The organism is Klebsiella sp. DY2415 (assembly GCF_026314315.1).
Taxonomy (GTDB): Bacteria; Pseudomonadota; Gammaproteobacteria; order Enterobacterales; family Enterobacteriaceae; genus Klebsiella; species Klebsiella ornithinolytica.
Map to the genome: position 1 here is coordinate 2,514,830 of NZ_CP111115.1, position 23,694 is coordinate 2,538,523.

Genomic DNA, 23,694 nt, shown 5'->3' on the forward strand with positions numbered 1-23,694 from the left:
CGGTCTTTACCGGCCAGCATCGTGATTTATCCCTCTGTTGTCTGCGGGTCTTGCGCCGCCGGCGCGGCGTACCAGTCCTCTTTCGCCACCATCACGGTTCCCTTCGGCTGCATGACAAAGTTCGGCGACATGATCTGCACGCCAAATTCATTAAATACATCCTGAATATTGCTATGCAGTGCGGTACGCCCGTCGGCCAGCGAGGTATCCGCCAGTAGCAGGACCTGCAGCTCATAGGAGACGTACCAGTCCATCAGGCCAAGCTGACGCACCAGCGGCGGCTGGCGGTGGTCGATACCCGGCGCGCGGCGGGCCGCCAGTTCCAGCATCGCCTGAACCTGTCGCCACGGCGTGTCGTAGCCGATGGTGACGCCGGTGGTCAGATTAAGGCCGGCTTCGCTGTTTTGGGCGCTGAGGTTGGTGATTTTTCCGCTGACTACTACGGCGTTTGGCACCGTCACGATATAGTTTTCCCGGGTGACGATTTTGGTGGCCAGCATCCCAATTTCACTGACCTTACCCTCATTATCGGCAATCCGAATCACATCGCCTTTGCGCAGCGCGCGCGAGTAAATCAGCACCAGACCGCTCATGGCATGGTTCATGACTCCCGCCGATCCCAGGGTTAACATCAGACCGAAAAAGACGCTAATGCCTTTAAAAGCCAGCGAGTTGGCGCCAGGCAAAAAGGGGTAAGCGGCGGAGAGGGCGAACAGCCAGATGACCACCGAGATAAGTTTACGCGTCGCGCCTACCGTTTCCGGATGCAGACCCGGAATTTGCAGACGACCGGCTTCCACCTGACTGAGCAGCAGTTTTACCAGACGGATAATAAACCAGGTGATCAGCAGGATAATCAGAACAATCAGCAGGCCGGGTAGCGCCGAGACTATCGACAGCACAATCTCCTGCAGGACGCGCACCGACCACTCTCCCAGCGATTCGCTCCACACGCGCGTCCAGGGGAACAGGCCGAAGGCCCAGCTTAGCCAGGCATAGAGCGCCACCGTACCAAGCAAGACCATCAGCAGGGCATAGAGTCTGGTTTCGATATTGCCGAGAAACCGCCGCCAGCTCTGGGGGATCCAGCCGCGCTTTTGCAGAATCTGCAGCAGAAAATAGCGGCGAACCCGACGCCACGAGCGCCAGGCGACGTAATAAAAGGCGGCCAACAGCAGCGCCCCGGCCACCACTTTAACCACCGCCAGCGCCAGGTAGGGGGTGTTGTACTGTTCACGAAGCGCACTGCGCTGTGCCTCCATACGGGCGAGAACCCGTTGGCTGGCCTGGTCGAGGGTCAGGTCGTCACCTTCGTCGAGGTCGGCCTGGCTCAGCAACATAATGGGTTTACCGTTCATAAGGAACAAACGACCCGGCAGGCTGTAGCGCGTGACCGGAACAACCTGCAGCGGCTGGCTGATATCCGCCTCGGTAAAAGCACGTAGCGTATTCCGAATCCGCAGCACCCGCTCTTCGGGCGTCGTCTGGCCGAAGGTCGCCTGTAACATCACAATCGGCTGGTGGAAAATTTTTACCGTACGGGCCTGTTCACGTTCTGTGGGCTGTTGGCGCGGTTCTGCCGCCGAAAGGGGGAACGCCAGGCATAGCGCGAGGGCGGCTAAAAAAAACGCCTGTATCTTGTTCATATGCAGCACCCAAAAAAAGAGAATTATCGTTATTTTTCAGGTGGTCAACGGCACTCCCTGACCAGGCCCTGCTTTGAGCATAGACCAGCGATAAGCGAATACAAGCGCGGCGGACAGGCCGCGAATATCGAGGACGAGGCCGGCAAACGGCGTCGGGGGCCGCGTCACAATGTGCTGAGCGGTGGCTTTTGTGCTGACAAAATGTGCGATCTTCTTGACACTGCGTTGACAAATAGATGCCTGGTCAGTAGTTTCAATTGTAATTACTGACCAGGCAAATATCATGAGTAACCATCCGGGTATTATTAACAATAGATTTCACTTAGGTTTGTTGATCCATCTGGCTAACCAGTTCAAGGACCAGCTGATTAGCCAGCACTTCTCCGGCATGGACATTACCGCCGCGCAGTTCAAGGTGCTGATCAGTATTTATAAAGGCTTTAACAGCCCGGTCGAGATCAGTAAAAACCTGGTCATGGACGCTGGCGCCATGAGCCGAATGGTGGATCGAATGGTCAAGCGTGAGCTGATCAGCCGCTCCCCAAATCCACAGGATAAACGCCAGGTGATTCTGGCATTGACCGACAAAGGGCTGCTGATTTGCGAGCGCTTTGTCAATGAAGCGCTGGTGTCGATCATCAGCGAACTCACCGCCCGACTGACTCCCGATGAATCCCGACAGCTGGTCGATCTGATGACCAAAATGTTACCAGACGAGATCGTCGCCCCTCATCGCTAATGCATTCAAAAAGGTCCTGACAAGATGGAAACCACTGCGGTACAACAGGCTGAGCGCGGCAGCAAGCGCAAACGAAACTTTATTATTTTATTGATTATTCTGCTTCTCGCCGCCGGAGGCGGGGTGGCGTGGTATTTGCTGTACGCCCGCTACTATGAAACGACCGACGATGCCTATGTCAATGGTAACCAGGTGACGCTCACCCCGCAGATTGGCGGTACGGTCACTCAGGTGACGGTGGATGAAGGCGACTTCGTGCAGAAGGGGCAGCCGCTGGTGCTGCTCGACCCCAGCGATACCGAAATTGCGCTGCAGCAGGCGGAGGCCAGTCTGGCGAATACCGTTCGCCAGGTTCGCGGCCTGTACAGCACCGCGGATAACTACCGCGCCCAGGTCGCCGCAAAAAAAGTGGCGTTGCAAACGGCGCAAAACGACTATGCGCGGCGGCAGAAAATCTTCCAGAGCGGGGCGATCGCCGCGGAAGACCTGGCGCATTACCGCGATGCGGTCACCAGCGCGCAAAGCGATCTTCTGGCCGCTCAGGAAGCGCTGCGCACCAATATGGCCATGGTGGATGACACCGTAATCGATAGCCACCCGGAAATTAAAAGTGCCGTCGCCACCCTCCGTCAGCGCTATCTCGACAACTCCCGCAGCACCATCGTGGCTCCGGTCAGCGGCTATGTGGCGAAGCGGGCGGTGCAGCTTGGCATGCGCGTTGATTCCGGCACGACGCTGATGGCTATCGTGCCGCTGAACGAAGTCTGGGTGGATGCCAACTTCAAAGAGAGCCAGATGAAGGGGATGCGCCTCGGACAAAAAGTCACGCTCAGCGCGGATCTGTACGGCGATGATGTTGAGTATCACGGCACCATCGAGAGCCTGGGCATTGGCACCGGTAGCGCTTTCTCGCTGCTGCCGGCACAGAACGCCAGCGGTAACTGGATCAAAATTGTCCAGCGTCTGCCGGTCCGTATCGTGCTCGATCCCCATGATATGCAGAAAAACCCGCTGCGCGTCGGCCTGTCGATGAACGTTAGCGTCGATATTCGCGACGCTGACGGGCACCTGCTGCCGCAGCAAACCGTTAGCAGCCCGCGTTTCACCACCGATGTGTATCAAAACCCGCTGGCAGAAGCGGACAAACTGGTGGCTAAAATCCTTCATGACAACAGCAAAACGGTAGCCGCCGGCGCCCGTTAAGAGAGACGTTATGCACGATAAGGCTGCCTTTACACCGCCCAATATGTGGCTGGCGGTGCTCGCGCTGTCTCTGGCCACGTTTATGCAGGTGCTGGATTCCACTATCGCCAACGTGGCGTTGCCGACGATTGCCGGCAACCTCGGGGTCAGCGCGGATCAGGGGACATGGGTGATCACCTCATTTGCGGTATGTAACGCTATCGCGCTGCCGCTGACCGGTTGGTTTACGCGCCGCTTCGGGCAGTTAAAGCTGTTTATTGGCTCGGTGATGATGTTTACGCTGACCTCATTCCTGTGCGGATTTGCCCACAGTATGACCGAGCTGATTATCTTCCGCGCGCTACAGGGCTTTTTCGCCGGCCCTATGTTCCCGATGTGTCAGACGCTGCTGCTGGTTATCTTCCCCGCCAGTAAACGCAGTATGGCCCTGGCGCTCCTGTCGATGGTGACCGTGGTGGCGCCGATTGTCGGGCCGATTACCGGCGGCTGGATAACGGACAACTACTCCTGGCCGTGGATCTTCTACATCAACGTACCGATCGGCATCTTCGCCACCATCGTCGTCTGGACGCAGATGCGTGAACGGGAAGAGACCACCACCCACGCCCCCATTGATTACATCGGGATTGCGCTGCTGGTGCTTGGGGTTGGGCTGCTGCAGGTGGTGCTTGATAAAGGTAACGATCTTGACTGGTTTGCCTCTTCGCAGATCGTTGTGATGTCGACGATTTCAGCCATCTCGCTGGTGTCTTTCGTTATCTGGGAGCTGGGCGAGCGTCATCCGATTGTTAATCTGCGCTTGTTCAAAGATCGCAATTTTGCGATTGGTACGCTCTCGCTGACTCTGGGCTACGCGGCTTTTTTTGCTATCAATATTATTCTGCCGCAGTGGCTGCAAACGCAGATGGGCTACACCGCGATCTGGGCCGGACTGGCCGCCGCGCCGATGGGGATCCTGCCGCTGATAATGACGCCGATTATTGGCCGCTACGCCAATAATTTCGACCTGCGTATTCTGGCTTCGCTCTCGTTCCTGACGATGGGGGCCTCCTGCCTTATTCGCGCGCAGTTCAATACCGATGTCGATTTCCGCACTATCGCCGAAGTGCAGCTGTTCATGGGAATCGGTGTGGCGTTTTTCTTCATGCCTATCACGACGATTGTGCTGTCAAACCTGAACGGCGCAGAAGTGGCGGAAGGCTCCGGTCTGGCGACCTTCTTCCGCGTGCTGGGCGGCTCGTTCGCGTCGTCTCTCACCACCTGGATCTGGTCGCGGCGGGAAGTTTTCCACCATGCCAACCTGACGGAAAGCGTCTCCGCCTACAATCCCGCTGCGGTGGACTACATCGACAAGATGGGCGGAGCCACGCAGCAGCATATGGCGCTGATTGATAAGAGCATTGAGCAGCAGGCCTACATGATGTCGACCATCGACTATTTTTGGGTGCTGGGCTGGGGCTTTATGGCGCTGATCGTGGTTATCTGGTTTGCCCGGCCGCCGTTCAGTCGTGCCGGAGCGCCGGGCGCCCCCTCGGCCGGTCACTAGCCGCGGGGTGATAAAAAACGAGCCCGAGCTGCGTCTGTTAATTCGATCGTTGCCTGCTTTTTCCTCGACCGTTGTTGCTCTCCGCAGTGATGGACATTTTGGGATGAAAAGGCGTGCAGCGGGGCCCTGGACCCCGCTGAAATCGGCGAACCGAAGGCCGGAAGACAAGGGCTGGCCGCCAGGGATGGCGGCAAGAGGCGAATCGAGACAGGAGCGAGCCCCGGAACGGGCGAGCAGGTCGAGTTGAGCCGACCGCAGGCTGCAGGCCGGGAGGTGAGCGCAGTGCGCAGCACCGATTTCCGTGCGGGACCGCGGGGATTGTTAAGGGGAAGACGGTTATCTTCCCCTTAACCCGGTCACCTCGCACTGAGGCCGCATGTTCTGCCTGACGTAGGGTGAACGGAATACCTCTTAGCTCAGCGCCCGGCTTTAGCCGGCAACACTACCGCTGGGCACAGCCGTTACACTGCTTGTTCTGAATCTGCTGGAAGAAATCATTGCCTTTGTCATCCACCAGGATGAAGGCCGGGAAATCTTCCACTTCGATTTTCCAGATAGCTTCCATCCCCAGTTCCGGATACGCCACGCACTCCAGGCTCTTAATACTCTGCTGGGCAAGTACCGCCGCCGGGCCGCCAATGCTGCCGAGATAGAATCCGCCGTGTTTGTGACAGGCGTCGGTCACCTGCTGGCTGCGGTTGCCTTTTGCCAGCATCACCATGCTGGCGCCGTGGGACTGCAGCAGATCAACATAGGAGTCCATGCGCCCTGCGGTGGTTGGGCCGAGTGAACCTGAGGCGTAACCTTCCGGAGTTTTCGCCGGACCGGCGTAGTAGATCGGGTGATCTTTCACGTACTGCGGCAGCGCTTCACCATTATCCAGCAGCTCTTTCAGCTTCGCGTGGGCGATATCGCGCGCCACGATGATGGTGCCGTTCAGCGTCAGACGGGTGGAGACCGGATGGGCGGACAGCTGCGCCAGGATCTCGCTCATCGGCTGATTCAGATTAATGCTGACCACCTGGCCTTCACCTTGCTCACGCAGCGCTTCCGGGATGTACTGGCCCGGGTTGCTCTCCAGCTTTTCAATCCAGATACCGTGGCGGTTGATTTTGGCTTTGATATTGCGGTCAGCGGAGCAGGAGACGCCCATGCCGACCGGGCAGGAGGCCCCGTGACGCGGCAGGCGAATCACGCGGATATCGTGGGCAAAGTATTTGCCGCCGAACTGGGCGCCGAGGCCGAGATTCTGCGCTGCCAGCAGCAGCTCTTGCTCCAGCTGAACATCGCGGAACGCCTGGCCGTGCTCGTTACCTTCGGTGGGTAAACCATCGTAGTAGCGCGTGGAGGCCAGCTTCACGGTTTTCAGCGTCGATTCCGCCGAGGTGCCGCCGATCACGAAGGCGATATGGTACGGCGGACAGGCCGCGGTGCCGAGGGTGCGCATCTTCTCAACCAGGTAGCTTTTCAGCTTCGCCGGGGTAATCAGCGCTTTGGTTTCCTGATACAGATAGGTTTTGTTGGCTGAGCCGCCGCCTTTCGCCATGCACAGAAATTTGTACTCGTCGCCGTCAACGCTATAGAGATCGATCTGCGCCGGCAGGTTAGTCCCGGTGTTGACCTCTTTGTACATATCCAGCGGAGCATTTTGCGAGTAGCGCAGGTTATCTTCGGTATAGGTGTTGTAAACGCCGCGGGCCAGCGCCGCTTCATCGCCGCCGCCGGTCCAGACGCGCTGACCTTTTTTACCCATGATGATCGCGGTACCGGTATCCTGGCAGGTCGGCAGCACGCCTTTCGCCGCAATTTCCGAATTGCGCAGGAACTGCAGGGCGACGTATTTGTCGTTTTCGCTGGCTTCCGGGTCGAGCAGGATTGACGCAACCTGCTTTTGATGGGAAACGCGCAGCATAAAGGCCGCATCGTGGAAGGCCTGCTGGGCCAGCAGGGTCAGGGCTTCAGGTTCAACCTTCAGGATCTCCTGGCCTTCAAATTCGGCCACGGAAACATGTTCTTTGCTCAGCAGATAGTATTCGGTCTCATCTTTTGCCAGCGGAAAGGCTTCCTGGTATACAAACGGTTTAGTCGACATAGCTTTGCTCCCTAAGAGTAAAACCGCCGGAGGAGTACCTCCGGCGGTTATGAATCAGAACATCATAGACATCCACGGATAGCCAATCAGCAGCAGGGCGGCCAGGAAGATGGCGCCGAAGATGGTGCCGAGGCGCCAGTAGTCTTTGGTTGGCAGGTAGCCGCTGCCGTAGTAAATCGGGCTTGGACCGGTACCGTACGGGGTGATGATGCCCATCACGCCGAGCGAGGTGACCATCAGCAGGACGAAGACCTGCATATTCATACCCGGAATGGTGGAGGCGATAGTCAGCATCGCCGGCAGCAGCGCGGTAGTGTGCGCGGTGGTGCTGGCGAACAGGTAGTGCAGCAGGTAGAACGCCAGCAGCAGCACGATAGTGGCGACCCCCGGGGAGATGCCGCTCATCAACGCGCCACCTTCTTTACCCAGCCAGGCGATAAAACCGGTCGAGGAGAGGCCGTCGGCCAGCGCCACCAGCGTTGCGAACCAGACAAAGGTGTTCCATGCCGCTTTATTGTTGGTGATATCGCTCCACGAAAGTACGCCGGTCCACAGCATCAGCACAATCACCAGCAGGGCGGCCAGCGCCGGTTCAATCCACTCGGCGGCGAAAATCCACATGGTCAGGGCGAAGCAGACGAACACCAGCAGCAGGATCTCATTGCGCGACAGCTTGCCCAGTTTTTCCAGCTCACGAGCGGCCCACAGCGGCACTTCGTTGTTGACTTTCACTTCCGGCGGATAGAACCAGTAAGCCAGCAGCGGCATAGCCAGAATCAGCAGGATACCCAGCGGCAGGAAGGCGATAAACCAGGTGCCCCACGAGATATTGATGCCAACGATGCTTTTGACCAGCGCGAGGGCCAGCAGGTTTGGCGCCAGCGCGGAGAGGAACATCGAACTGGTGATACAGGCGGCGGTAATGGCCACCCACATCAGGTAGGAGCCGATTCGACGCGCGCTGGGATCGTTTGGTTTAGAACCGTACAGCGGCGGCAGGTTGGCGATAATCGGGTAGATTGTCCCGCCGCTGCGCGCGGTATTGGACGGGGTAAACGGTGCCAGCAGCAGGTCAGCAAAGGTAATGGCATAACCCAGCGTCAGGCTGCGGCGGCCCAGATACTTCACCAGGATCAGCGCCAGACGGCGACCAAACTGGGTTTTATCGTAGCCAGCGGCGAACATGAAGGCGCCGAAAATCAGCCAGACGGTGGAGTTACCAAAACCGCTGACCGCCCATTTAAACGAGGCGCCGGCCAGTTTGAATTTAGGGTCGGCCAGTTGCGCCGGGTTGAAGAGCAGCCACTGGCTGCACAGGGCGATGACCACCACCCCGGTGATACCGATCACGGCGCCCGGCAGGGGTTCAAAAATCAGCCCGACAATGACGCCAACGAAGATAGCAAAGTAGTGCCAGGCATAAGGCGGTAACCCGTCAGGCACCGGCACGAAGAGTAAAAGAACTGCAACAATAATGGGCAGCGCCATCATCAGCAGGCGGTTTTTATTTGCAGCCTTGGGACTGGCGGCACCGGCAGGCGGTATGGTTGTCTGTTTCTCTTTCATAATGAGTATCTGCGAGTAGTTGAAAATACGGTTGCGTCACGTCATAACCGGTGATTTTTTTTAATTTCAAAACTTTCTTTACTTATTAATCTTTGGTTTTGATGATTTTCGTGACGGTTATTTAACGCCTTTTTCCGTGCGTTAAATTTAATTTGTTGGTTATTTATATATTGCGCTTTGTTGCTTTATTGCAATTGATCAAGATCAATAAACACGGTGTGTGAAGGTGTTTTTTTATTTTCAAAATAACCCTGACGGATGAGGTGTTTATTTGTTTAAAATATAGATAAATGTTAATGGATAATTGATTTATAAACGTTCGTTAAAACAAAATCTATCCTATCTATATGATATTGATAAGTTTTATTTTGTGTCTGGTATGTTTTGTTATTTAACAAAAGTGGCGAGTATGTTATCGGTGTTTTGCTTTGTGTGAAAATTGTATTTTTAATTAATAATACAATGGAGGTACTGATGTTATTGGTGGTATTAAATAGTTTTTTAACTAACGTAATTAGTTTGGTAACTAAAAATAGCGCTATATTATGGGCATGACAACAGGAATTAAGAAACACAACCAAAAACAATTCCGTCACCCAATTCTGAATTTTCAATATTTAAAATCTGGAGTGTTAATATGACCAGTAACCCACGTATATTGCGTCCTTTTACCTTACCGAATGGTACTGAGTTAAAAAACCGTTTGTTAATGGCACCGATGACCACCTGCACCGGCTATTTTGACGGCAGCGTCACCAGCGAACTGGTGGAATACTATCGCGCTCGTGCCGGCAGCATTGGCACCATTATCGTTGAGTGCTGCTTTATTGATAATTACGGTCTGGCTTTCCCCGGCGCCATCGGCATCGACAATGACGAGAAAATTGCCGGTCTGGCTAAAATCGCCGACGCCATCAAAGCCGAAGGGTCAAAAGCGATTCTGCAGATCTATCACGGCGGGCGTATGGTCGATCCGCAGCTGATCGGCGGCCGTCAACCGGTGGCGCCGAGCGCGCTGGCGGCACCGCGTGAAGGTGCCGCGATGCCGCGTGAGCTGAGCGGTGAAGAAGTTGAGGGCATGATCGCCAAATTTGGCGACGGCGTACGTCGTGCCATTCTGGCCGGTTTTGATGGCGTGGAGATTCACGGCGCTAACACCTATCTTATCCAGCAGTTCTATTCCCCGAACTCCAACCAACGCGATGACCAGTGGGGCGGCAGCCGCGACAACCGCGCGCGTTTCCCGCTGGCGGTGCTGGACATTACCCACAAAATGGCGAGCCAGTACGCCGACGATGCCTTTATTATCGGCTATCGCTTCTCCCCGGAAGAGCTGGAAGAGCCGGGTATCCGTTTTGACGACACCATGTACCTGCTGGAAAAACTGGCGGCGCGCGGTCTCGACTATCTGCACTTCTCCGTCGGCGCGTCACTGCGTCCGTCGATTGTTGATACCCGCGATCCGACGCCGTTGATTGAAAAATATTGTGCGCTGCGCTCTGACACCCTGGCTCAAATCCCGGTGATGGGCGTTGGCGGCGTGGTGAACGCCGCGGATGCGGAGCAGGGGCTGGATCATGGTTACGATCTGATTGCCGTGGGCCGCGCCTGCATTGCCTATCCGGACTGGGCGGCGCGGATTGCTGCGGGAGAAAATCTCGAGCTGTTTATCGATAGCACCCAGCGCGAAGCGCTGAATATCCCGGAGCCGCTGTGGCGCTTCTCGCTGGTAGAAGCCATGATCCGCGACATGAGCATGGGCGATGCGAAGTTTAAACCCGGCCTTTTTGTGGAAACCGTTCAGGACGATGCCAACGAACTGGTCATCAACGTCAGTCTGGAAAATGACCGCATCGCCGATATTGAACTGGCTGCCGGCCCGGTCCAGAACGTGGAGTTCACCACCAGTTTCGAAGAGATCCGCGAGCGCATTTTGACCGCCAATACGCCGCACGTGGACGCGATTTCTGGCGCGACCAGCCAAAGTGAAGCGGTGAAAAAAGCGGTGTCGAAAGCGATGCTGAAATCAAGTAAAGCGCTGGCGCTGGAAGAGGGCGGCGCAGACCTGACGCCGAAAAGCTATGACGTGGTGGTGGTCGGGAGCGGCGGCGCCGGCCTGGCGGCAGCCATTCAGGCGCACGATGAAGGCGCAAGCGTCCTGATCGTAGAGAAAATGCCCACCATCGGCGGTAATACCATTAAAGCCTCTGCCGGAATGAACGCCGCGGAAACGCGCTTCCAGCGGGTAAAAGGTATTGAGGACAGCAAAGAGCTGTTCTATCAGGAAACCTTAAAAGGCGGGCAGAATAAAAACAATCCGCAATTGCTGCGTCGGTTCGTGGAAAACGCCCCTGAGGCCATCGAATGGCTGGCGCGTCGTGGGATCATGCTGAATGACATCACCACCACCGGCGGGATGAGTATCGACCGTACTCACCGTCCGCGTGACGGATCTGCGGTTGGTGGCTATCTGATCAGCGGTCTGGTGCGCAATATCACCCGCCGCGGCATCGATGTGATGCTGGATACGTCGGTGGAAGAGATCCTGATGGCTCACGGCGAAGTGAGCGGCGTACGTCTGCTGAATGATGAGCAGGAAAGCATCGAGGTGCAGACCAAAAGTATCGTCATGGCGACCGGTGGCTTCAGCGCCAATAGCGCGATGGTGGTGAAATATCGCCCGGATCTGGCGGGTTTTGTCACCACCAACCATAAAGGGGCGACCGGCGGCGGCATTGCGCTGCTGGAACGGATTGGCGCCGGTACCGTTGATATGGGCGAAATTCAAATCCACCCGACCGTTGAGCAGAACACGTCGTATCTGATTTCTGAATCGATTCGCGGCGGCGGCGCCATTCTGGTCAATCAACGGGGTAACCGCTTCTTCAACGAAATGGAGACCCGCGATAAAGTGTCTGCGGCGATCATCGCGCTACCGGAGCATTATGCTTACATCGTCTTTGATGAACATGTCCGGGCAAAAAACAAAGCGGCCGACGAATATATCGCCAAAGGTCTGGTGACCAGCGCCAGCTCGCCGCGCGAACTGGCGGAGAAACTGGGGATGGATTACCATGCCTTCCTCGCCACGCTGGAACGCTACAACGGGTTTGTTGAAAATCAGCGTGATGAAGAGTTCGGTCGTACCACCGCGCTGCGCGCGCCGGTTAACCAGGGGCCGTTCCATGCGATTCGCATCGCGCCGGGGGTTCACCACACTATGGGCGGTGTGACCATTAATACTGACACCGCGGTCCTGGATACTCATCATCAGCCGATTGTCGGCGCTTATGCCGCGGGCGAAGTGGTCGGGGGTATCCACGGCGGCAACCGTATCGGCGGCAATGCCGTGGCGGATATCATTATCTTTGGCACCCTGGCGGGCCACCAGGCGGCAAAACGCGCCAGAGGCTAACGCTCAGTGATAACAGGCCGGGTTCGCCCGGCCGATTCCCGGCGGCGTCTGCCTGCCCGGGTGACACAGAGGAGCTTCAATGATGTCTGGTATCTCTGGCGATCAACGCCTCTATAGCTACTCCGCTGTTTTGATGGGGTCTCCCATCCTGCTCAAACTGTTCTCCCACGATGAAGCCCTGGCTTCCCGCACGTTTCAACTGATTAAACGCTACGAAGACCTGTTTACCGTCAACCGCGCACACTCGGAGGTGATGGGGATTAATCATGCCGCCGGCCGCCATCCGGTCAGCGTCAGCCGCCCGGTTTACCAGCTGATCAAATGCGCGAAAGCGGCCAGCATGGTACAGGAGAGCGCCTTTAATCTGGCGATTGGCCCGCTGGTGAAGCTATGGCGCATCGGTTTTAACGGCCACAGCGTTCCGGCGGCGGCGGATATCGCCGCGCGCTTAGCGCTGACCCGCCCGCAGGATGTGATCCTCGATGACGCCGCCGGCAGCGTTTTTCTCGCCCAGCCGGGAATGGAGATCGATCTTGGGGCGATTGCCAAAGGCTACATTGCCGACCGGGTGCGCGATGACCTGCAGCGCCAGGGCGTCGACGCGGCGCTGATTAACCTCGGCGGCAACGTGCATACCCTGGGGGCGTGGTCGATTGGGCTGAAAAAACCGTTCGCGGCCGATAATGCGCTGGTGGGAAGTATTGATGTCGTCGGCCAGTCGGTGGTGACGTCCGGCATTTACGAGCGCTATTTTGAGCAGGATGGTCGACGCTGGCACCATATCCTCGACCCGCGCACCGGCTATCCGCTTGATAACGAGCTGGAGAGCGTCACCATTATTGCCGATGATTCGCTCGACGGCGATATCTGGACCACGTTGATCTTCGGTCTTGGGGTGGAAAAAGGCTGTGCGGCGCTGCGCCATCGCGAAGACATTGAGGCGATTTTCGTCACCAAAAATCGCGACATTATCCTCTCATCACAGCGCCGCTTTCGTTTTCACTTACTCGACGACAGCTACCGGCTTACTGACTGTACTGCTTAAGCAGGCTGTACTGCTCGGCGACCAGCCGGTAGCGATAGACCGGCCGCCCGGTCGCGCCGTAGTGAATGCTGGTGTAGAGAATATTAATCTGTGCCAGCCAGATCAGGTATTTCCGGCAGGAGACGCGGGAAATATTGACGGCCACCGCCAGTTCATCGGTGGAAAACTCGGTGCCCGGATGGGCATCAATCCACTGGCACAGCGTGCGCAGCGTCTGGGCGGTTAAGCCTTTCGGCAGCTTGCGCGCGTCGCTGGCTTCCGGCGCGTTGCCGTGGAGCAGGCGGTCAACATCGGCCTGTTCATAATAGGGCTGTCCGGTCATCAGTTTGCGTTTTTCGCGCCAGGCGGTCAGCGCCTCTTCGAAGCGCGGAAACTGGAACGGTTTGATCAGATAATCGACGACGCCGTAGTGCATCGAGGTTTGCACGGTGGCGGCATCGGCGGCGGAGGTAATCATAATCACGTCGATAGGGCGACCAGAGGCGCGGATGGTCGGCAGCAGATCCAGGCCGCTGTCATGCTGCATGTAGACATCCAGCAGCACCAGATCGATCTCCTGTGCGCTATCGTTAACCATCTCCTGGGCCTTGCTCAGCGTAGACGCGGTGCCACAGCAGCGGAAGCCGGGAATTCTCGCCACATACAGGCGATTCAGTTCGGCGACCATGGCATCATCGTCAACAATTAATACATTTATCACGCACGTTTCCTTTTACTATCCCAGGGAAGATGAACAAAAAATTGGGTAAAGACGCCAGGCTCAGACTCGACGGCCAGCGTGCCGCCCAGTTCACGGAGCTGCTGGCTGGCGAGAAACAGGCCAACGCCGCGATTCTCACCCTTGGTAGAGAAGCCTTTATTAAAGATGGCATCAATATTCGCCGGCGGGATGCCCGGTCCGTCATCGCTGACTTCGCCGCTCAGCCAGCCGTTCTGATAGTGCAGCAGCAGGCCGACTTCCCCCTCGCTTTGGCCGCTCATGGCATCCAGCGCATTCTCAATCAAATTACCCAGCACGGTGACCAGCACGGTAACCTGCTTTTCATTTGGGCAATCGGGCACAAGGCTCTCTTCGGCTAAGTTAAGGGTGAAGCCGCGCTCTTTGGCGCGCTGGATTTTACCAATCAGGAAGCCCGCGACCACCGGTGATTTGATACGGTGCTGAATTTCGCCAATGTCCGCCTGATAAGTATGGGCGGTTTGCAGCACATACTCCTCCAGCTTGTCATAACTTTTCATGTTTAACAGGCCGAGGATCACATGCAGCTTATTCATAAATTCATGCGAGGTCGTGCGCAGCGCATCGACATAGTTAACCATACCGTCCAGCCGCTGCAACAGCTGGCTGACTTCCGTTTTATCACGGAAGGTACTGATGGCGCCGACGATAGCGTTCTGGCTGCGTACCGGCACGGTGTTGCTGATCAGCAGGAAGCCGTTGCAGCCGAGTTCGCGGTCGTAAATCGGCTCGCCGGTCTGCAAAACCTCCTGCAGATCCGCCAGCAGCGGGGTGTGGGCAATCTCTTTGCCGGGGCCGCTGAGCAGGATCTCGCTAGCGGCCGGGTTGATCAGCGTGACGCGACCCTCGACATCCACCGCGACAACCCCTTCTTTTAACGAATGGAGCATCGCCTGCCGCTGCTGAAACTGCGTAGAGATCTCCTGCGGTTCCAGTCCCAGCAGCACGCGCTTGAGTCCGCGCACCAGGCTCCAGGTACCGATTCCGCAGACCAGGGCGCTGAACAGCACGGTTAACAGCACATCCCAGCGTCCTTTGGCAATTTGCTCATCCACTTTACTCAGCGAAATCCCGACCACCACCACGCCAATTTGCTGCTGCTGGTCGTTGAATACCGGCGTAAAGACGCGCAGCGCCGGAGCCAGCACCCCGTGATTGACGGCGACATTCTCTTTGCCGTTAAAGGCGGGTTGAATATCCTCGCCGATAAACTGTTTACCAATAAGCCGGGCGTTGGGATGCGAATAGCGCACGCCATGCATATCGGTCACCACCGCATACAGCAGATCGTTACGCCGGGTAATGGCCAGCGCCAGCGGCTGGATGAGTCCGCTCTGCGGCGGCAGCGTCAGGGCCTGCTTCACTTCCGGCATATCGGAGAACGTGCGAGCAACCGCCAGCGCCGTATCTTTTACGCCGTCGCGGGTGGTATCGCTGATCTGTATAAACCACAGCGCGTAGACCAGCAGCAGTACCGAACCAATCACGCTGCTAATCATGAGCGTCACGGCGGTACTCAGCTTCATACTCATCAGTCGTTTGCGCGCGGGCGGAATTGACTCCGCGATATCCTTCATACCATCCCCTGAACTGTTCGGCGAAGGGCTATTATCGCTGAAGGTAACCATTTCTTAAAGCTATGTAAAAAAGCAAAAAGACGCTGAAAGAACCGGGAAGCGTGACCTCACTCGCAGGACCTCGCAATAAATATCCTTATAGTGAATATGGAGTTATTTAAAAGGAGGTTTTTATGAGCAGTAAGCCAACCGCATCAATGATGGAACGACGCCACCCTGAAACTCACCACATCGACACTCTCGCCACCCTCGATATGCTGACCCTGCTGCATAAAGACAATCGGCAAATTGCCGACGCCGTCGGGGCCTGTTTACCGGAGGTTGCCCGTCTCGTCGATAATGCCGCCGCAGCCCTGAGCCGGGGAGGGCGGCTGGTGATTGTCGGCGCCGGAGCATCCGGCCGCGCGGCGCTACAGACGGTCAGCGAGTACACGCCGGAAGAGAAACATTCGCTGGTTGGCCTCATTGCCGGCGGCCCCGCAGCCGCGCTGCAGGAGATGGAGACGGCCGCTAACGATTACGATCTCGGGGCGCTTGAGCTGCAGGCTATCCGTTTCACCAGCAACGATATGCTGCTGGCGCTGACGGTTAGCGGACAAACGCCGTGGGTGTGGGGCGCGATGCGTCACGCCTGGTCGCTCGGTGCGCCAATTGCGGTACTGACGCAGCAAGCGGAGAGTGAAGCCGCCCAGCTGGCGGATATCATTATCGCGCCGCAAACCGGGCCAGAAGCGGTGGCGGGGTTCGGTAACCCGAAAGCGCAGCTGGCGCAGCGGCAGATCCTCACGATGCTGACTACCGGGCTGGCGATTCGCAGCGGCAGGGTTTACAGCAACCTGCGGGTCGATCTGCAGGCCATCAGCCCGCGCTGGACTGAGCGCCAGATTGCCATCGTCATGACGGCCACCGACTGCTCGCGCAGCGAGGCCAAAGCCGCGCTGGCCAGCTGTAATCAGCATGTGCGCACGGCAATCCTGATGCTGATGACCGGGCTCGACGCCTGGCAGGCGCGGGATCTGCTGGCGGAAAATAACGATCGTTTGCGCCTCGCGCTGCAGGAGACAAAGCGTTCGACGCTGAGCAGCGTAAATTGAATGATGCGGCGCGCAATCGCGCGCCGTAATGCCGCGAGGGCGACGGGATGATAAATAACTAAATAAACCGGCGGAAATTATTTAACCCCTTAATTGCCGCCGTTATTTTCTGATTTTTATTTTTTCGCGCGATATTTTACTTTTTTAAGTTAAAAAAGTATTTGTCGGAAATTGATTAACTGTGCGGAAAATGTAAATGATATTTTAAAATATAATAGAAATGCGTTAACATGTTTGCACTTATTTCATTGTGCTATGCGATAATTCTATTATGCCTGCAATAAAAAAATCTATCTTATCTGTGACCGCCCTGGCGATGTTTGTCAGCACCGCGTCGTATGCGAATACTGATACCGCTCAAAAAACCGATTTCCTGCTGATCGGCGGCGGAATTATGAGCGCCTCCCTTGGCACCTGGCTGCAGGAATTACAGCCGGACTGGAAACAGGTGATGGTCGAGAAGCTGGATGGCGTTGCGCTGGAATCCTCTAACGGCTGGAACAACGCCGGGACCGGCCACTCAGCGAATATGGAGCTGAACTATACGCCGGAGCGTGCGGACGGTTCCATTGATGTCAGCAAAGCGCTGGATATTAACGAGCAGTTTATGATCTCCCGCCAGTTCTGGACGGCGCAGGTCAAACGCGGCATTTTGCACGATCCGCACGCCTTTATTAATTCCACGCCGCATATGAGTTTCGTCTGGGGTGATAATGTGGAGTATCTGCAAAAGCGGTATACCGCATTGCAGCAGACGACGTTATTCCAGGGGATGAAATTCTCCACCGATCACGCGCAAATTAAACAGTGGGCGCCGCTGGTGATGGAAGGGCGCGATCCGCAACAAAAAGTGGCGGCGACCTGGACTCCGGTTGGCACCGACGTCAACTACGGCGAAATTACCCGTCAGCTGATCGGCAGCCTGAAGAAAAATAATAATTTCTCGCTGCAGACCTCTTCTGAAGTCACCGGGTTTAAACGCAATGGCGATAATTCATGGCACGTGACGATCAAAAACGTCAATAGCGGTCAGGAACAGGCGATCGATGCGAAATATGTCTTTATCGGTGCCGGCGGCGGCGCGCTGAAATTACTGCAAAAAACCGGCATTCCGGAAGCGGATAATTACGCGGGCTTCCCGGTCGGCGGCTCCTTCCTGATGACGGAAAATCCGGACGTGACGAAGCAACATCTGGAAAAAGTGTACGGTCAGGCCTCCGTTGGCGCACCGCCGATGTCGGTTCCGCACCTCGATGCCCGTTTCATCGATGGTAAGCGCGTGGTGCTGTTCGGGCCGTTTGCGACCTTCTCGACCAAATTCCTCAAAAATGGTTCCTTTATGGACCTGCTGAGCACCACCACTACCGATAACGTACTGCCGATGACCCACGTGGGGCTCGACAACTTCGATCTGGTGAAATACCTGATTAGCCAGGTGATGTTGAACGATGATGACCGTTTTGCGGCGCTGAAAGAGTACTATCCGGACGCGCGTAAAGAAGACTGGAAACTGATCCAGGCCGGCCAGCGCGTGCAGATTATCAAGAAAGATGCCGACAAGGGCGGAGTCCTGAAGCTGGGTACCGAAGTGGTGGTCGATCAACAGAAAACCATCTCGGCGCTGCTGGGGGCATCGCCGGGGGCATCCACCGCGGCACCGATCACCCTTAACGTCCTTAAGCAGATGTTCCCGGAGCAGTTTGCTTCTGCGCAGTGGCAGAACCGCATTCATGCTATCGTACCGAGCTACGGGCAGAAGCTGAACGATAACCCGGCGCTGACGCAGCAGGTGTGGGATGATACCGCCGCGACGCTGCAGCTGGTGAAACCGCCGGTCATCGACATGAGCAAGACTCAGCCAGCGGTGACCACCGCGAAGCCGGCCGAAGCAAAACCTGCGGAGTCAGCACAGCACGATATAGCGCTGTAATCTGACATAACGTCCGTCACAAAGCATGCCAGTTGGTCTGTCGCCAGCTGGCTTTTTTTTGCGGATACGCCTGCCATCCACGCGGCGTACCCTCTGCGCGCCTATTCATGAATGCGGCTCATAACCTCGATACGGTGGCAGGGGATTATCCGCCGCTCCTTTCTCGTTAACATACCTCGCTCTGTATCACTCTCTCCTGACGGATATCTCACATGACTGTGCCGCAAAAAAACGCCGCCAGCGGACCGCTGTTTATTTTGATTTTAAGCGGGCTGATGGCGTTCGCTTCGTTATCCACCGATATTTATCTGCCCGCCATGCCGGTTATGGCGGCGGAATTGCAGGGTGACGCCGAACTGACGATTACCGGTTTTTTAATCGGTTTTGCTCTGGCGCAGCTCATCTGGGGGCCGGTGAGCGACCGTCTTGGTCGTCGCACGCCGCTGTTTATCGGTATGGTGCTGTTTATCATCGGCTCCGCGGGTTGCGCGCTCTCAGACAGCATCGATCGGATTATTTTCTGGCGCGTTTTTCAGGCTCTGGGGGCCTGTACCGGGCCCATGCTGGCGCGGGCGATGGTACGCGATCTCTTTGCCCGGACCCGCGCCGCGCAGATGCTCTCGACGCTGACCATTGTGATGGCCATTGCACCGATTATCGGGCCGCTGATGGGCGGGCAGATGATAAGAGTCACCAGCTGGCATGCCATTTTCTGGCTACTGGCGGGCATTGGTCTGGTGATGCTGCTGGCGCTACGCTGGCTGCCGGAGACGCTGCCGCCGGAGCGACGCCAGCAGGGATCGCCGCTGAAGGCGTTTCATCACTACGGGCAGCTGCTGCGCAATCGCATTTTCATGCGCTATACCCTGAGTCTGACCTGTTATTACGTCGCCGCTTACGCTTTTATTACCGGTTCGCCGGATGTCTATATTCGCTATTTCGGCGTTGAACCGCAGCACTATGGCTGGTTATTTGCGGTCAATATTCTCGGCGTGATGACCATGAGCCTGGTTAACCGCCGTCTGGTTCAGCGTTATGCATTGGGGGATCTGCTCAAAGCGGCGCTGGTTGTGGCCTCTCTGGCGATGGCGGCGATGGCGTTCAGCGTCAAATTGCATCACGGCGGTCTCGTTGGGATCGCCCTGTGCGTGTTTCTCTTTTTCTCTATGAACGGCGTGATTGCCGCCACCTCAACGGCGGCAGCGCTGGATGAGGCGGGGGCGTTTGCCGGTTCGGCATCGGCCTTCATCGGCTCGCTGCAATATGGCAGCGGAATCGTCTCTTCACTGCTGCTGGCCGGATTACATGATGGTACACCCTGGACGATGACGTGGATTATGGGGGCCTTTACGCTTGCCAGCCTGCTGCTGGCCTGGACGCCGTCGGCACCGTTGCCTGATGAATTAAACGCCTGATTTCAGGCCGGTTCAGGTTTATCACCGACGGCGGCAGCGGTTCTCGCCGCGAGGAGATGCGACAGGCCCTGAACTTGCGCCCCGTTAAAACTTTCGCCGCCGATTGTGGTTATACTGGCTTGAATTGACAAGAAAAAAGCGGAAATACGGGGCGAAAATAATGAAAGACGACATTAATCAGGAGATAACCTTCCGCAAACTGTCGATATTTATGATGTTTATGGTTAAGGGGAATATTGCCAGAACCGCCGAAGCCATGGAGCTCAGCGGGGTGAGCGTTCATCGGGCGCTGCATACCCTTGAAGAGGGGGTTGGCTGCTCGCTGTTTGTGCATAAGGGGCGAAATTTACTGCCGCTGCCGGCGGCCTGGACACTGCTGGAGTACTGCCAGGATGTCACCAGTTTAATGACCCGTGGGCTGGAAGCGACGCGCAAGGTGGCCGGCGTCGGCCAGGGGCGTCTGCGCATTGGCACACTCTACTCGCTAACTCTTGAGACGGTGCCGCGAATTATTATGGGTATGAAGCTACGACGGCCCGAACTGGAGCTCGATCTGACCATGGGATCCAACCAGATGCTGCTGGATATGCTGGAAGACGATGCTCTCGACGCCATTCTGATCGCGACCAATGAAGGGGAGTTCAGTAATACTGCCTTTGATGTGGTCCCGCTGTTTGAAGACGATATTTTCCTCGCCGCACCGGCGGCGGAAAAACTCGACAGCGTGCTGCCTGCCGACCTGCGCGACTATGCAGACCGCAAATTTGTCTCGCTGGCCGAAGGATTTGCCACCTATGCCGGGTTCCAGGAAGCCTTTCAGGTGGCGGGATTCGAACCCGAAATTGTGACCCGGGTGAACGATATCTTCTCAATGATTAGCCTGGTGCAGGCCGGCGTCGGTTTTGCGCTGCTGCCAGGCCGCATGAAGAAAGTGTATGAAAACGATGTGCAGCTGTTAAAGCTGGCGGAACCCTACCAGATGCGCCAGCTGATCTCTATCGTCTATGCCCACCATCGTGAACGTGACGCCGATCTGCTGGCGCTGGCGGCAGAAGGGCGAATGTACGCCCGCAGTCTTAACCGTTAAGCCGCTGCGCCAGATGACGCACGACCGCCACGCCGCTACTCTCAAGCGCCAGACTCTCTCCCTGCCAGCCCGCCTGGCGGGTGAGGCAGGTGAGTACACCGCCGGGCGGCATCTCTATTGCCAGCCGGGCGTCGCGCTCCTGGGCGGCGACGACGGCATCCTGCCAGCGTACCGTCCGCGCCATATTCATCGCCAGATCGTCGGCGATCCGCTGCGGATCCCACAGTACCCGCGCGGTGGAACCGCTCAGGTAAGCGCAGCGCGGGCGCTGCAACGAGACCTGTGTGAAGGCTTGCGCCAGCGCGGCTGCCGGGGCGTCCAGCAGCGCGCAGTGCGAGGGAACGCTGACCGCCAGCCGCTGTGCTTTAGTGGCGCCGATGGCCAGCGCTTTCTGCGCTACGCGCGCCATCGCCTCATCGGTGCCGGCAATCACAATCTGCGTGTCGGCATTGAGGTTAGCGATGTAGGTCTCTCCCGCGATCAGCAGCGCCTCCACCCGATCCCGCGTCAGCCCCATAATCGCGGTCAGGCCGTAACCGTGCGGATAGGCCTGTTCCATTAAATCGCCGCGTCGCGCCACCAGGCGCAGTGCGCTGGCGAAATCCAGCGCCCCGGCGATGACTGCGGCAGGAAAGGCGCCGATCGACAACCCGCTGACGATATCCGGCTGGACGCCCTGGCGCTGTAGTTCCCGCGCCCAGGCGACGCCGGTGATAAGCAGGCACAGCTGCACGGCCCGGGTGTGCCTGAGCGCCTCGACGCTATCTAAGGTGACGATCTCTTCCCCGAGTACGCTGCGGGCCTCGGCGAGGATCGCCTCACGGTGGGGGATGACGCCGAGCATACCCGGGCGCTGGTTTCCCTGACCGGGAAAGGTAAAGAGAATTTTCATGCTTCCTCCCTGTGCCAGGGCGTAGTGGTCAGGCGCGCGCCCCGGGACGTTTTCAGCAATACGCGGCCATCGCGCAGCCATTCATTCAACGCAAAGGCGCCGAACGGCGTTTCAATCTGGGTGTCGGCCCGACACGGCAGTTTCGCAACCTGCGTCTGCCACTGCCGTAGCTCATCCCCGGTCAGCGGCATAGGGGCGCGGATCAGCAAATCGAGATCGCTGTCGGCGTGCAGAACGGGAATTTCGCTGGCAAGCGCATAGCCGGTACTGCCAGTAATGCCCCACAGCCACGGCCACGCGAAGGTCGTCAGTAAAATAGCCGCCTGAACCGGCGGCTGGGAAACAAACGGCGAGTGCAGCAGGCGTTCGCGGTCGGTGAGCGCTTCCGGCGTCACCACCCGGGAAACCGCCTCTGCCTTCACCCATCCGGCGGCGCGCTGTTCGCGCTTCATGCCGCGCACGCCCACCGGAATATCATGGTTTTCATTTACATCGCGCCGCACCACCACCGGCAAACCGGGGTGCCACTGGGTGGCCACCCACGCCTCCTCAACGGTCAGTAAGGCGTTGGCGTTGTTCAGCCACAGTAAATCGTGCGGGCGCGGGGTAAAGGTCATATCAGAGTCCGGAAGTCAGAGTAATAAACAGCGGTAACGACAGGATACACAGAACGGAGCTCAACAGCAGCACGGCTTCGGCATCCGGTGACTGGACGCCAAAGCGGTTGCCGAACACCACGCCGAAGAAACCGGCAGACAGCGCAATCATCAGGATAGCGGTGATCGCCACCGAACCGTGCAGCCCGAATGCCAGAACGATACCCCAGGCGATAAACGGCTGGATCAGCAGCTTGGCGATGGTTGCGATGCCGACCATCGCGTTCAGCTTCAGCTTACGGGCAGACAGAATGACCCCGGTCAGGAACAGCGCGGCAGCCGTTGCTGAGAGGCCCAGCGGTTTGATCGCCGCCAGCAGCAGGTCTGGCATGGTGATGCCTATCGCCGAAAGGATCACGCCGAGCAGCGGGCCCATGACGATAGGTTTTTTCAGCGAGCGCCACATCAGCACCGGTAGCATCGCCAGGGTAGAACCGCTGTTTTCCCCGGCGGCGCGCGCTTTTTCACGTTCGAGGATCAGCAGGCAAAACGGGGTCATCAGTACCGAGCCGCAGGCAATGGACACCGCCACGGACAGCGAGGTGGCGGAGCTTTCGCCCAGCACGCTGCCGAGTATTGGCAGGCCGAGTGCGGCATAGTTCGGCAGCGCCACGGTGAGGGTCAGCACCGCCGCGTCCTGCGGCGACTTTTTAAACACGCCGGTGGCCAGGAAGTAGATCGCCGCATAGGTCACCCACATGGCGCCGGTCAGCACCACAATCAGCGGGGATTGCGCGACGATTCCCGCCCACGGCGTCTGTACGGTGGCGCTGAACAGCGCGGCCGGCAGGGCGAAGTCCATCACGAAGATATTCAGCAGCGACACGTTTTTATTGTCGACCATTTTGGCTTTGCCGGCCCAGAAGCCCAGCAGCATGATGAGAAAAATCGGCGCCAGGGCATGAACAATTACATAAGTCATAGAGTACTCACCTGTAGATAAAAAAAGAGATACGCGTCGTCCTTCACGCTGCCTGTGCGTTGGCTGCCTTCCCGGCTCCCGGTCACTGACTCAACTCAGCTCATGGGGATTGACTCAGCTGCCGCCTTGG

Annotated in this window: 17 protein-coding genes; 9 read left to right on the forward strand and 8 right to left on the reverse strand. The window is 57.3% G+C overall.

Going from position 1 to position 23,694, the window contains the following annotated elements:
* Positions 1 to 26: 26 nt before the first annotated feature.
* Positions 27 to 1,646, reverse strand: a complete 1,620-nt coding sequence (locus tag OQV00_RS11760; protein WP_123629015.1) for a mechanosensitive ion channel family protein — start codon at positions 1,644 to 1,646, stop codon at positions 27 to 29.
* A 283-nt stretch (positions 1,647 to 1,929) separates the two neighbouring features.
* Between OQV00_RS11760 and OQV00_RS11765 the strand changes: the two genes are divergently transcribed.
* From OQV00_RS11765 to OQV00_RS11775, 3 genes are read left to right on the forward strand one after another with little or no spacing between them, the layout of a single operon-like run.
* A complete protein-coding gene (locus OQV00_RS11765; RefSeq protein WP_004862520.1) occupies positions 1,930 to 2,385 on the forward strand; it encodes a MarR family transcriptional regulator in 456 nt (151 codons plus the stop codon).
* A gap of 24 nt (positions 2,386 to 2,409) precedes the next feature.
* Complete coding sequence (locus tag OQV00_RS11770; protein WP_004862518.1) at positions 2,410 to 3,588, forward strand: efflux RND transporter periplasmic adaptor subunit; 1,179 nt, start codon at positions 2,410 to 2,412, stop codon at positions 3,586 to 3,588.
* A gap of 10 nt (positions 3,589 to 3,598) precedes the next feature.
* Positions 3,599 to 5,134, forward strand: coding sequence for a DHA2 family efflux MFS transporter permease subunit (locus OQV00_RS11775; RefSeq protein ID WP_004862517.1), 1,536 nt, complete (start codon positions 3,599 to 3,601; stop codon positions 5,132 to 5,134).
* Between the two features lie 442 nt (positions 5,135 to 5,576).
* Here the strand turns inward: OQV00_RS11775 and fumA are convergent, their stop codons facing one another.
* Complete coding sequence (fumA, locus tag OQV00_RS11780; protein WP_100663277.1) at positions 5,577 to 7,226, reverse strand: class I fumarate hydratase FumA; 1,650 nt, start codon at positions 7,224 to 7,226, stop codon at positions 5,577 to 5,579.
* Positions 7,227 to 7,280: 54 nt separating this feature from the next.
* A complete protein-coding gene (locus OQV00_RS11785) occupies positions 7,281 to 8,792 on the reverse strand; it encodes an anion permease (protein WP_004862511.1) in 1,512 nt (503 codons plus the stop codon).
* A gap of 637 nt (positions 8,793 to 9,429) precedes the next feature.
* On the opposite strand from OQV00_RS11785, the gene OQV00_RS11790 reads away from it, so the two are divergent.
* Positions 9,430 to 12,207: a flavocytochrome c gene (locus OQV00_RS11790; RefSeq protein WP_004862509.1), complete on the forward strand. Its 2,778-nt coding sequence runs from the start codon at positions 9,430 to 9,432 to the stop codon at positions 12,205 to 12,207.
* A gap of 82 nt (positions 12,208 to 12,289) precedes the next feature.
* A complete protein-coding gene (locus OQV00_RS11795) occupies positions 12,290 to 13,252 on the forward strand; it encodes an FAD:protein FMN transferase (protein ID WP_032717606.1) in 963 nt (320 codons plus the stop codon).
* Here the strand turns inward: OQV00_RS11795 and dcuR are convergent.
* Together dcuR and OQV00_RS11805 are read right to left on the reverse strand one after the other, a co-directional pair.
* Complete coding sequence (gene dcuR, locus OQV00_RS11800) at positions 13,233 to 13,952, reverse strand: two-component system response regulator DcuR (protein ID WP_004862505.1); 720 nt, start codon at positions 13,950 to 13,952, stop codon at positions 13,233 to 13,235. The two genes, OQV00_RS11795 and dcuR, sit on opposite strands and share 20 nt — an antisense overlap.
* Positions 13,949 to 15,568, reverse strand: a complete 1,620-nt coding sequence (locus OQV00_RS11805; RefSeq protein ID WP_004862503.1) for a sensor histidine kinase — start codon at positions 15,566 to 15,568, stop codon at positions 13,949 to 13,951. The genes dcuR and OQV00_RS11805 overlap by 4 nt, the downstream gene beginning before the upstream one ends.
* Positions 15,569 to 15,741: 173 nt before the next feature.
* On the opposite strand from OQV00_RS11805, the gene OQV00_RS11810 reads away from it, so the two are divergent.
* The 4 genes from OQV00_RS11810 to OQV00_RS11825 all read left to right on the forward strand — a co-directional run bounded on the left by OQV00_RS11810 (position 15,742) and on the right by OQV00_RS11825 (position 21,094).
* Positions 15,742 to 16,662, forward strand: coding sequence for an N-acetylmuramic acid 6-phosphate etherase (locus tag OQV00_RS11810; RefSeq protein ID WP_004862501.1), 921 nt, complete (start codon positions 15,742 to 15,744; stop codon positions 16,660 to 16,662).
* A gap of 316 nt (positions 16,663 to 16,978) precedes the next feature.
* Positions 16,979 to 18,592, forward strand: coding sequence for a malate dehydrogenase (quinone) (gene mqo / locus OQV00_RS11815; RefSeq protein WP_266280641.1), 1,614 nt, complete (start codon positions 16,979 to 16,981; stop codon positions 18,590 to 18,592).
* Positions 18,593 to 18,804: 212 nt separating this feature from the next.
* Positions 18,805 to 20,007 carry a multidrug effflux MFS transporter gene (locus OQV00_RS11820; RefSeq protein ID WP_004862496.1) on the forward strand — a complete coding sequence of 401 codons (1,203 nt, stop codon included), beginning with the start codon at positions 18,805 to 18,807 and terminating at the stop codon, positions 20,005 to 20,007.
* Positions 20,008 to 20,167: 160 nt separating this feature from the next.
* On the forward strand, positions 20,168 to 21,094 hold the full coding sequence (locus OQV00_RS11825; RefSeq protein WP_004862492.1) for a LysR substrate-binding domain-containing protein: 927 nt from the start codon (positions 20,168 to 20,170) through the stop codon (positions 21,092 to 21,094).
* On the opposite strand, the gene mdcH is transcribed toward OQV00_RS11825, so the two are convergent.
* Genes mdcH through OQV00_RS11840 form a run of 3 tightly spaced genes read right to left on the reverse strand, consistent with a single transcriptional unit; the run spans position 21,084 to position 23,564 of the window.
* Positions 21,084 to 21,986 (reverse strand): malonate decarboxylase subunit epsilon, encoded by a 903-nt coding sequence (gene mdcH / locus OQV00_RS11830; RefSeq protein ID WP_048024979.1) that lies wholly within the window; start codon positions 21,984 to 21,986, stop codon positions 21,084 to 21,086. The two genes, OQV00_RS11825 and mdcH, sit on opposite strands and share 11 nt — an antisense overlap.
* Positions 21,983 to 22,603 carry a malonate decarboxylase holo-ACP synthase gene (locus tag OQV00_RS11835; RefSeq protein WP_004862489.1) on the reverse strand — a complete coding sequence of 207 codons (621 nt, stop codon included), beginning with the start codon at positions 22,601 to 22,603 and terminating at the stop codon, positions 21,983 to 21,985. The genes mdcH and OQV00_RS11835 overlap by 4 nt, the downstream gene beginning before the upstream one ends.
* Before the next feature lies 1 nt (position 22,604).
* A complete protein-coding gene (locus OQV00_RS11840) occupies positions 22,605 to 23,564 on the reverse strand; it encodes an AEC family transporter (RefSeq protein ID WP_004862487.1) in 960 nt (319 codons plus the stop codon).
* Positions 23,565 to 23,694: the final 130 nt, after the last annotated feature.

Excerpts from the sequence above, each read along its gene's own strand:
- OQV00_RS11760 (WP_123629015.1), bottom strand. The coding sequence starts at position 1,646 with ATGAACAAGATACAGGCGTTTTTTTTAGCCGCCCTCGCGCTATGCCTG.
- OQV00_RS11765 (WP_004862520.1), top strand. The coding sequence starts at position 1,930 with ATGAGTAACCATCCGGGTATTATTAACAATAGATTTCACTTAGGTTTG.
- OQV00_RS11770 (WP_004862518.1), top strand. The coding sequence starts at position 2,410 with ATGGAAACCACTGCGGTACAACAGGCTGAGCGCGGCAGCAAGCGCAAA.
- OQV00_RS11775 (WP_004862517.1), top strand. The coding sequence starts at position 3,599 with ATGCACGATAAGGCTGCCTTTACACCGCCCAATATGTGGCTGGCGGTG.
- fumA (WP_100663277.1), bottom strand. The coding sequence starts at position 7,226 with ATGTCGACTAAACCGTTTGTATACCAGGAAGCCTTTCCGCTGGCAAAA.
- OQV00_RS11785 (WP_004862511.1), bottom strand. The coding sequence starts at position 8,792 with ATGAAAGAGAAACAGACAACCATACCGCCTGCCGGTGCCGCCAGTCCC.
- OQV00_RS11790 (WP_004862509.1), top strand. The coding sequence starts at position 9,430 with ATGACCAGTAACCCACGTATATTGCGTCCTTTTACCTTACCGAATGGT.
- OQV00_RS11795 (WP_032717606.1), top strand. The coding sequence starts at position 12,290 with ATGTCTGGTATCTCTGGCGATCAACGCCTCTATAGCTACTCCGCTGTT.
- OQV00_RS11805 (WP_004862503.1), bottom strand. The coding sequence starts at position 15,568 with ATGAAGGATATCGCGGAGTCAATTCCGCCCGCGCGCAAACGACTGATG.
- OQV00_RS11810 (WP_004862501.1), top strand. The coding sequence starts at position 15,742 with ATGAGCAGTAAGCCAACCGCATCAATGATGGAACGACGCCACCCTGAA.
- mqo (WP_266280641.1), top strand. The coding sequence starts at position 16,979 with ATGTTTGTCAGCACCGCGTCGTATGCGAATACTGATACCGCTCAAAAA.
- OQV00_RS11820 (WP_004862496.1), top strand. The coding sequence starts at position 18,805 with ATGACTGTGCCGCAAAAAAACGCCGCCAGCGGACCGCTGTTTATTTTG.
- OQV00_RS11825 (WP_004862492.1), top strand. The coding sequence starts at position 20,168 with ATGAAAGACGACATTAATCAGGAGATAACCTTCCGCAAACTGTCGATA.
- mdcH (WP_048024979.1), bottom strand. The coding sequence starts at position 21,986 with ATGAAAATTCTCTTTACCTTTCCCGGTCAGGGAAACCAGCGCCCGGGT.
- OQV00_RS11835 (WP_004862489.1), bottom strand. The coding sequence starts at position 22,603 with ATGACCTTTACCCCGCGCCCGCACGATTTACTGTGGCTGAACAACGCC.
- OQV00_RS11840 (WP_004862487.1), bottom strand. The coding sequence starts at position 23,564 with ATGACTTATGTAATTGTTCATGCCCTGGCGCCGATTTTTCTCATCATG.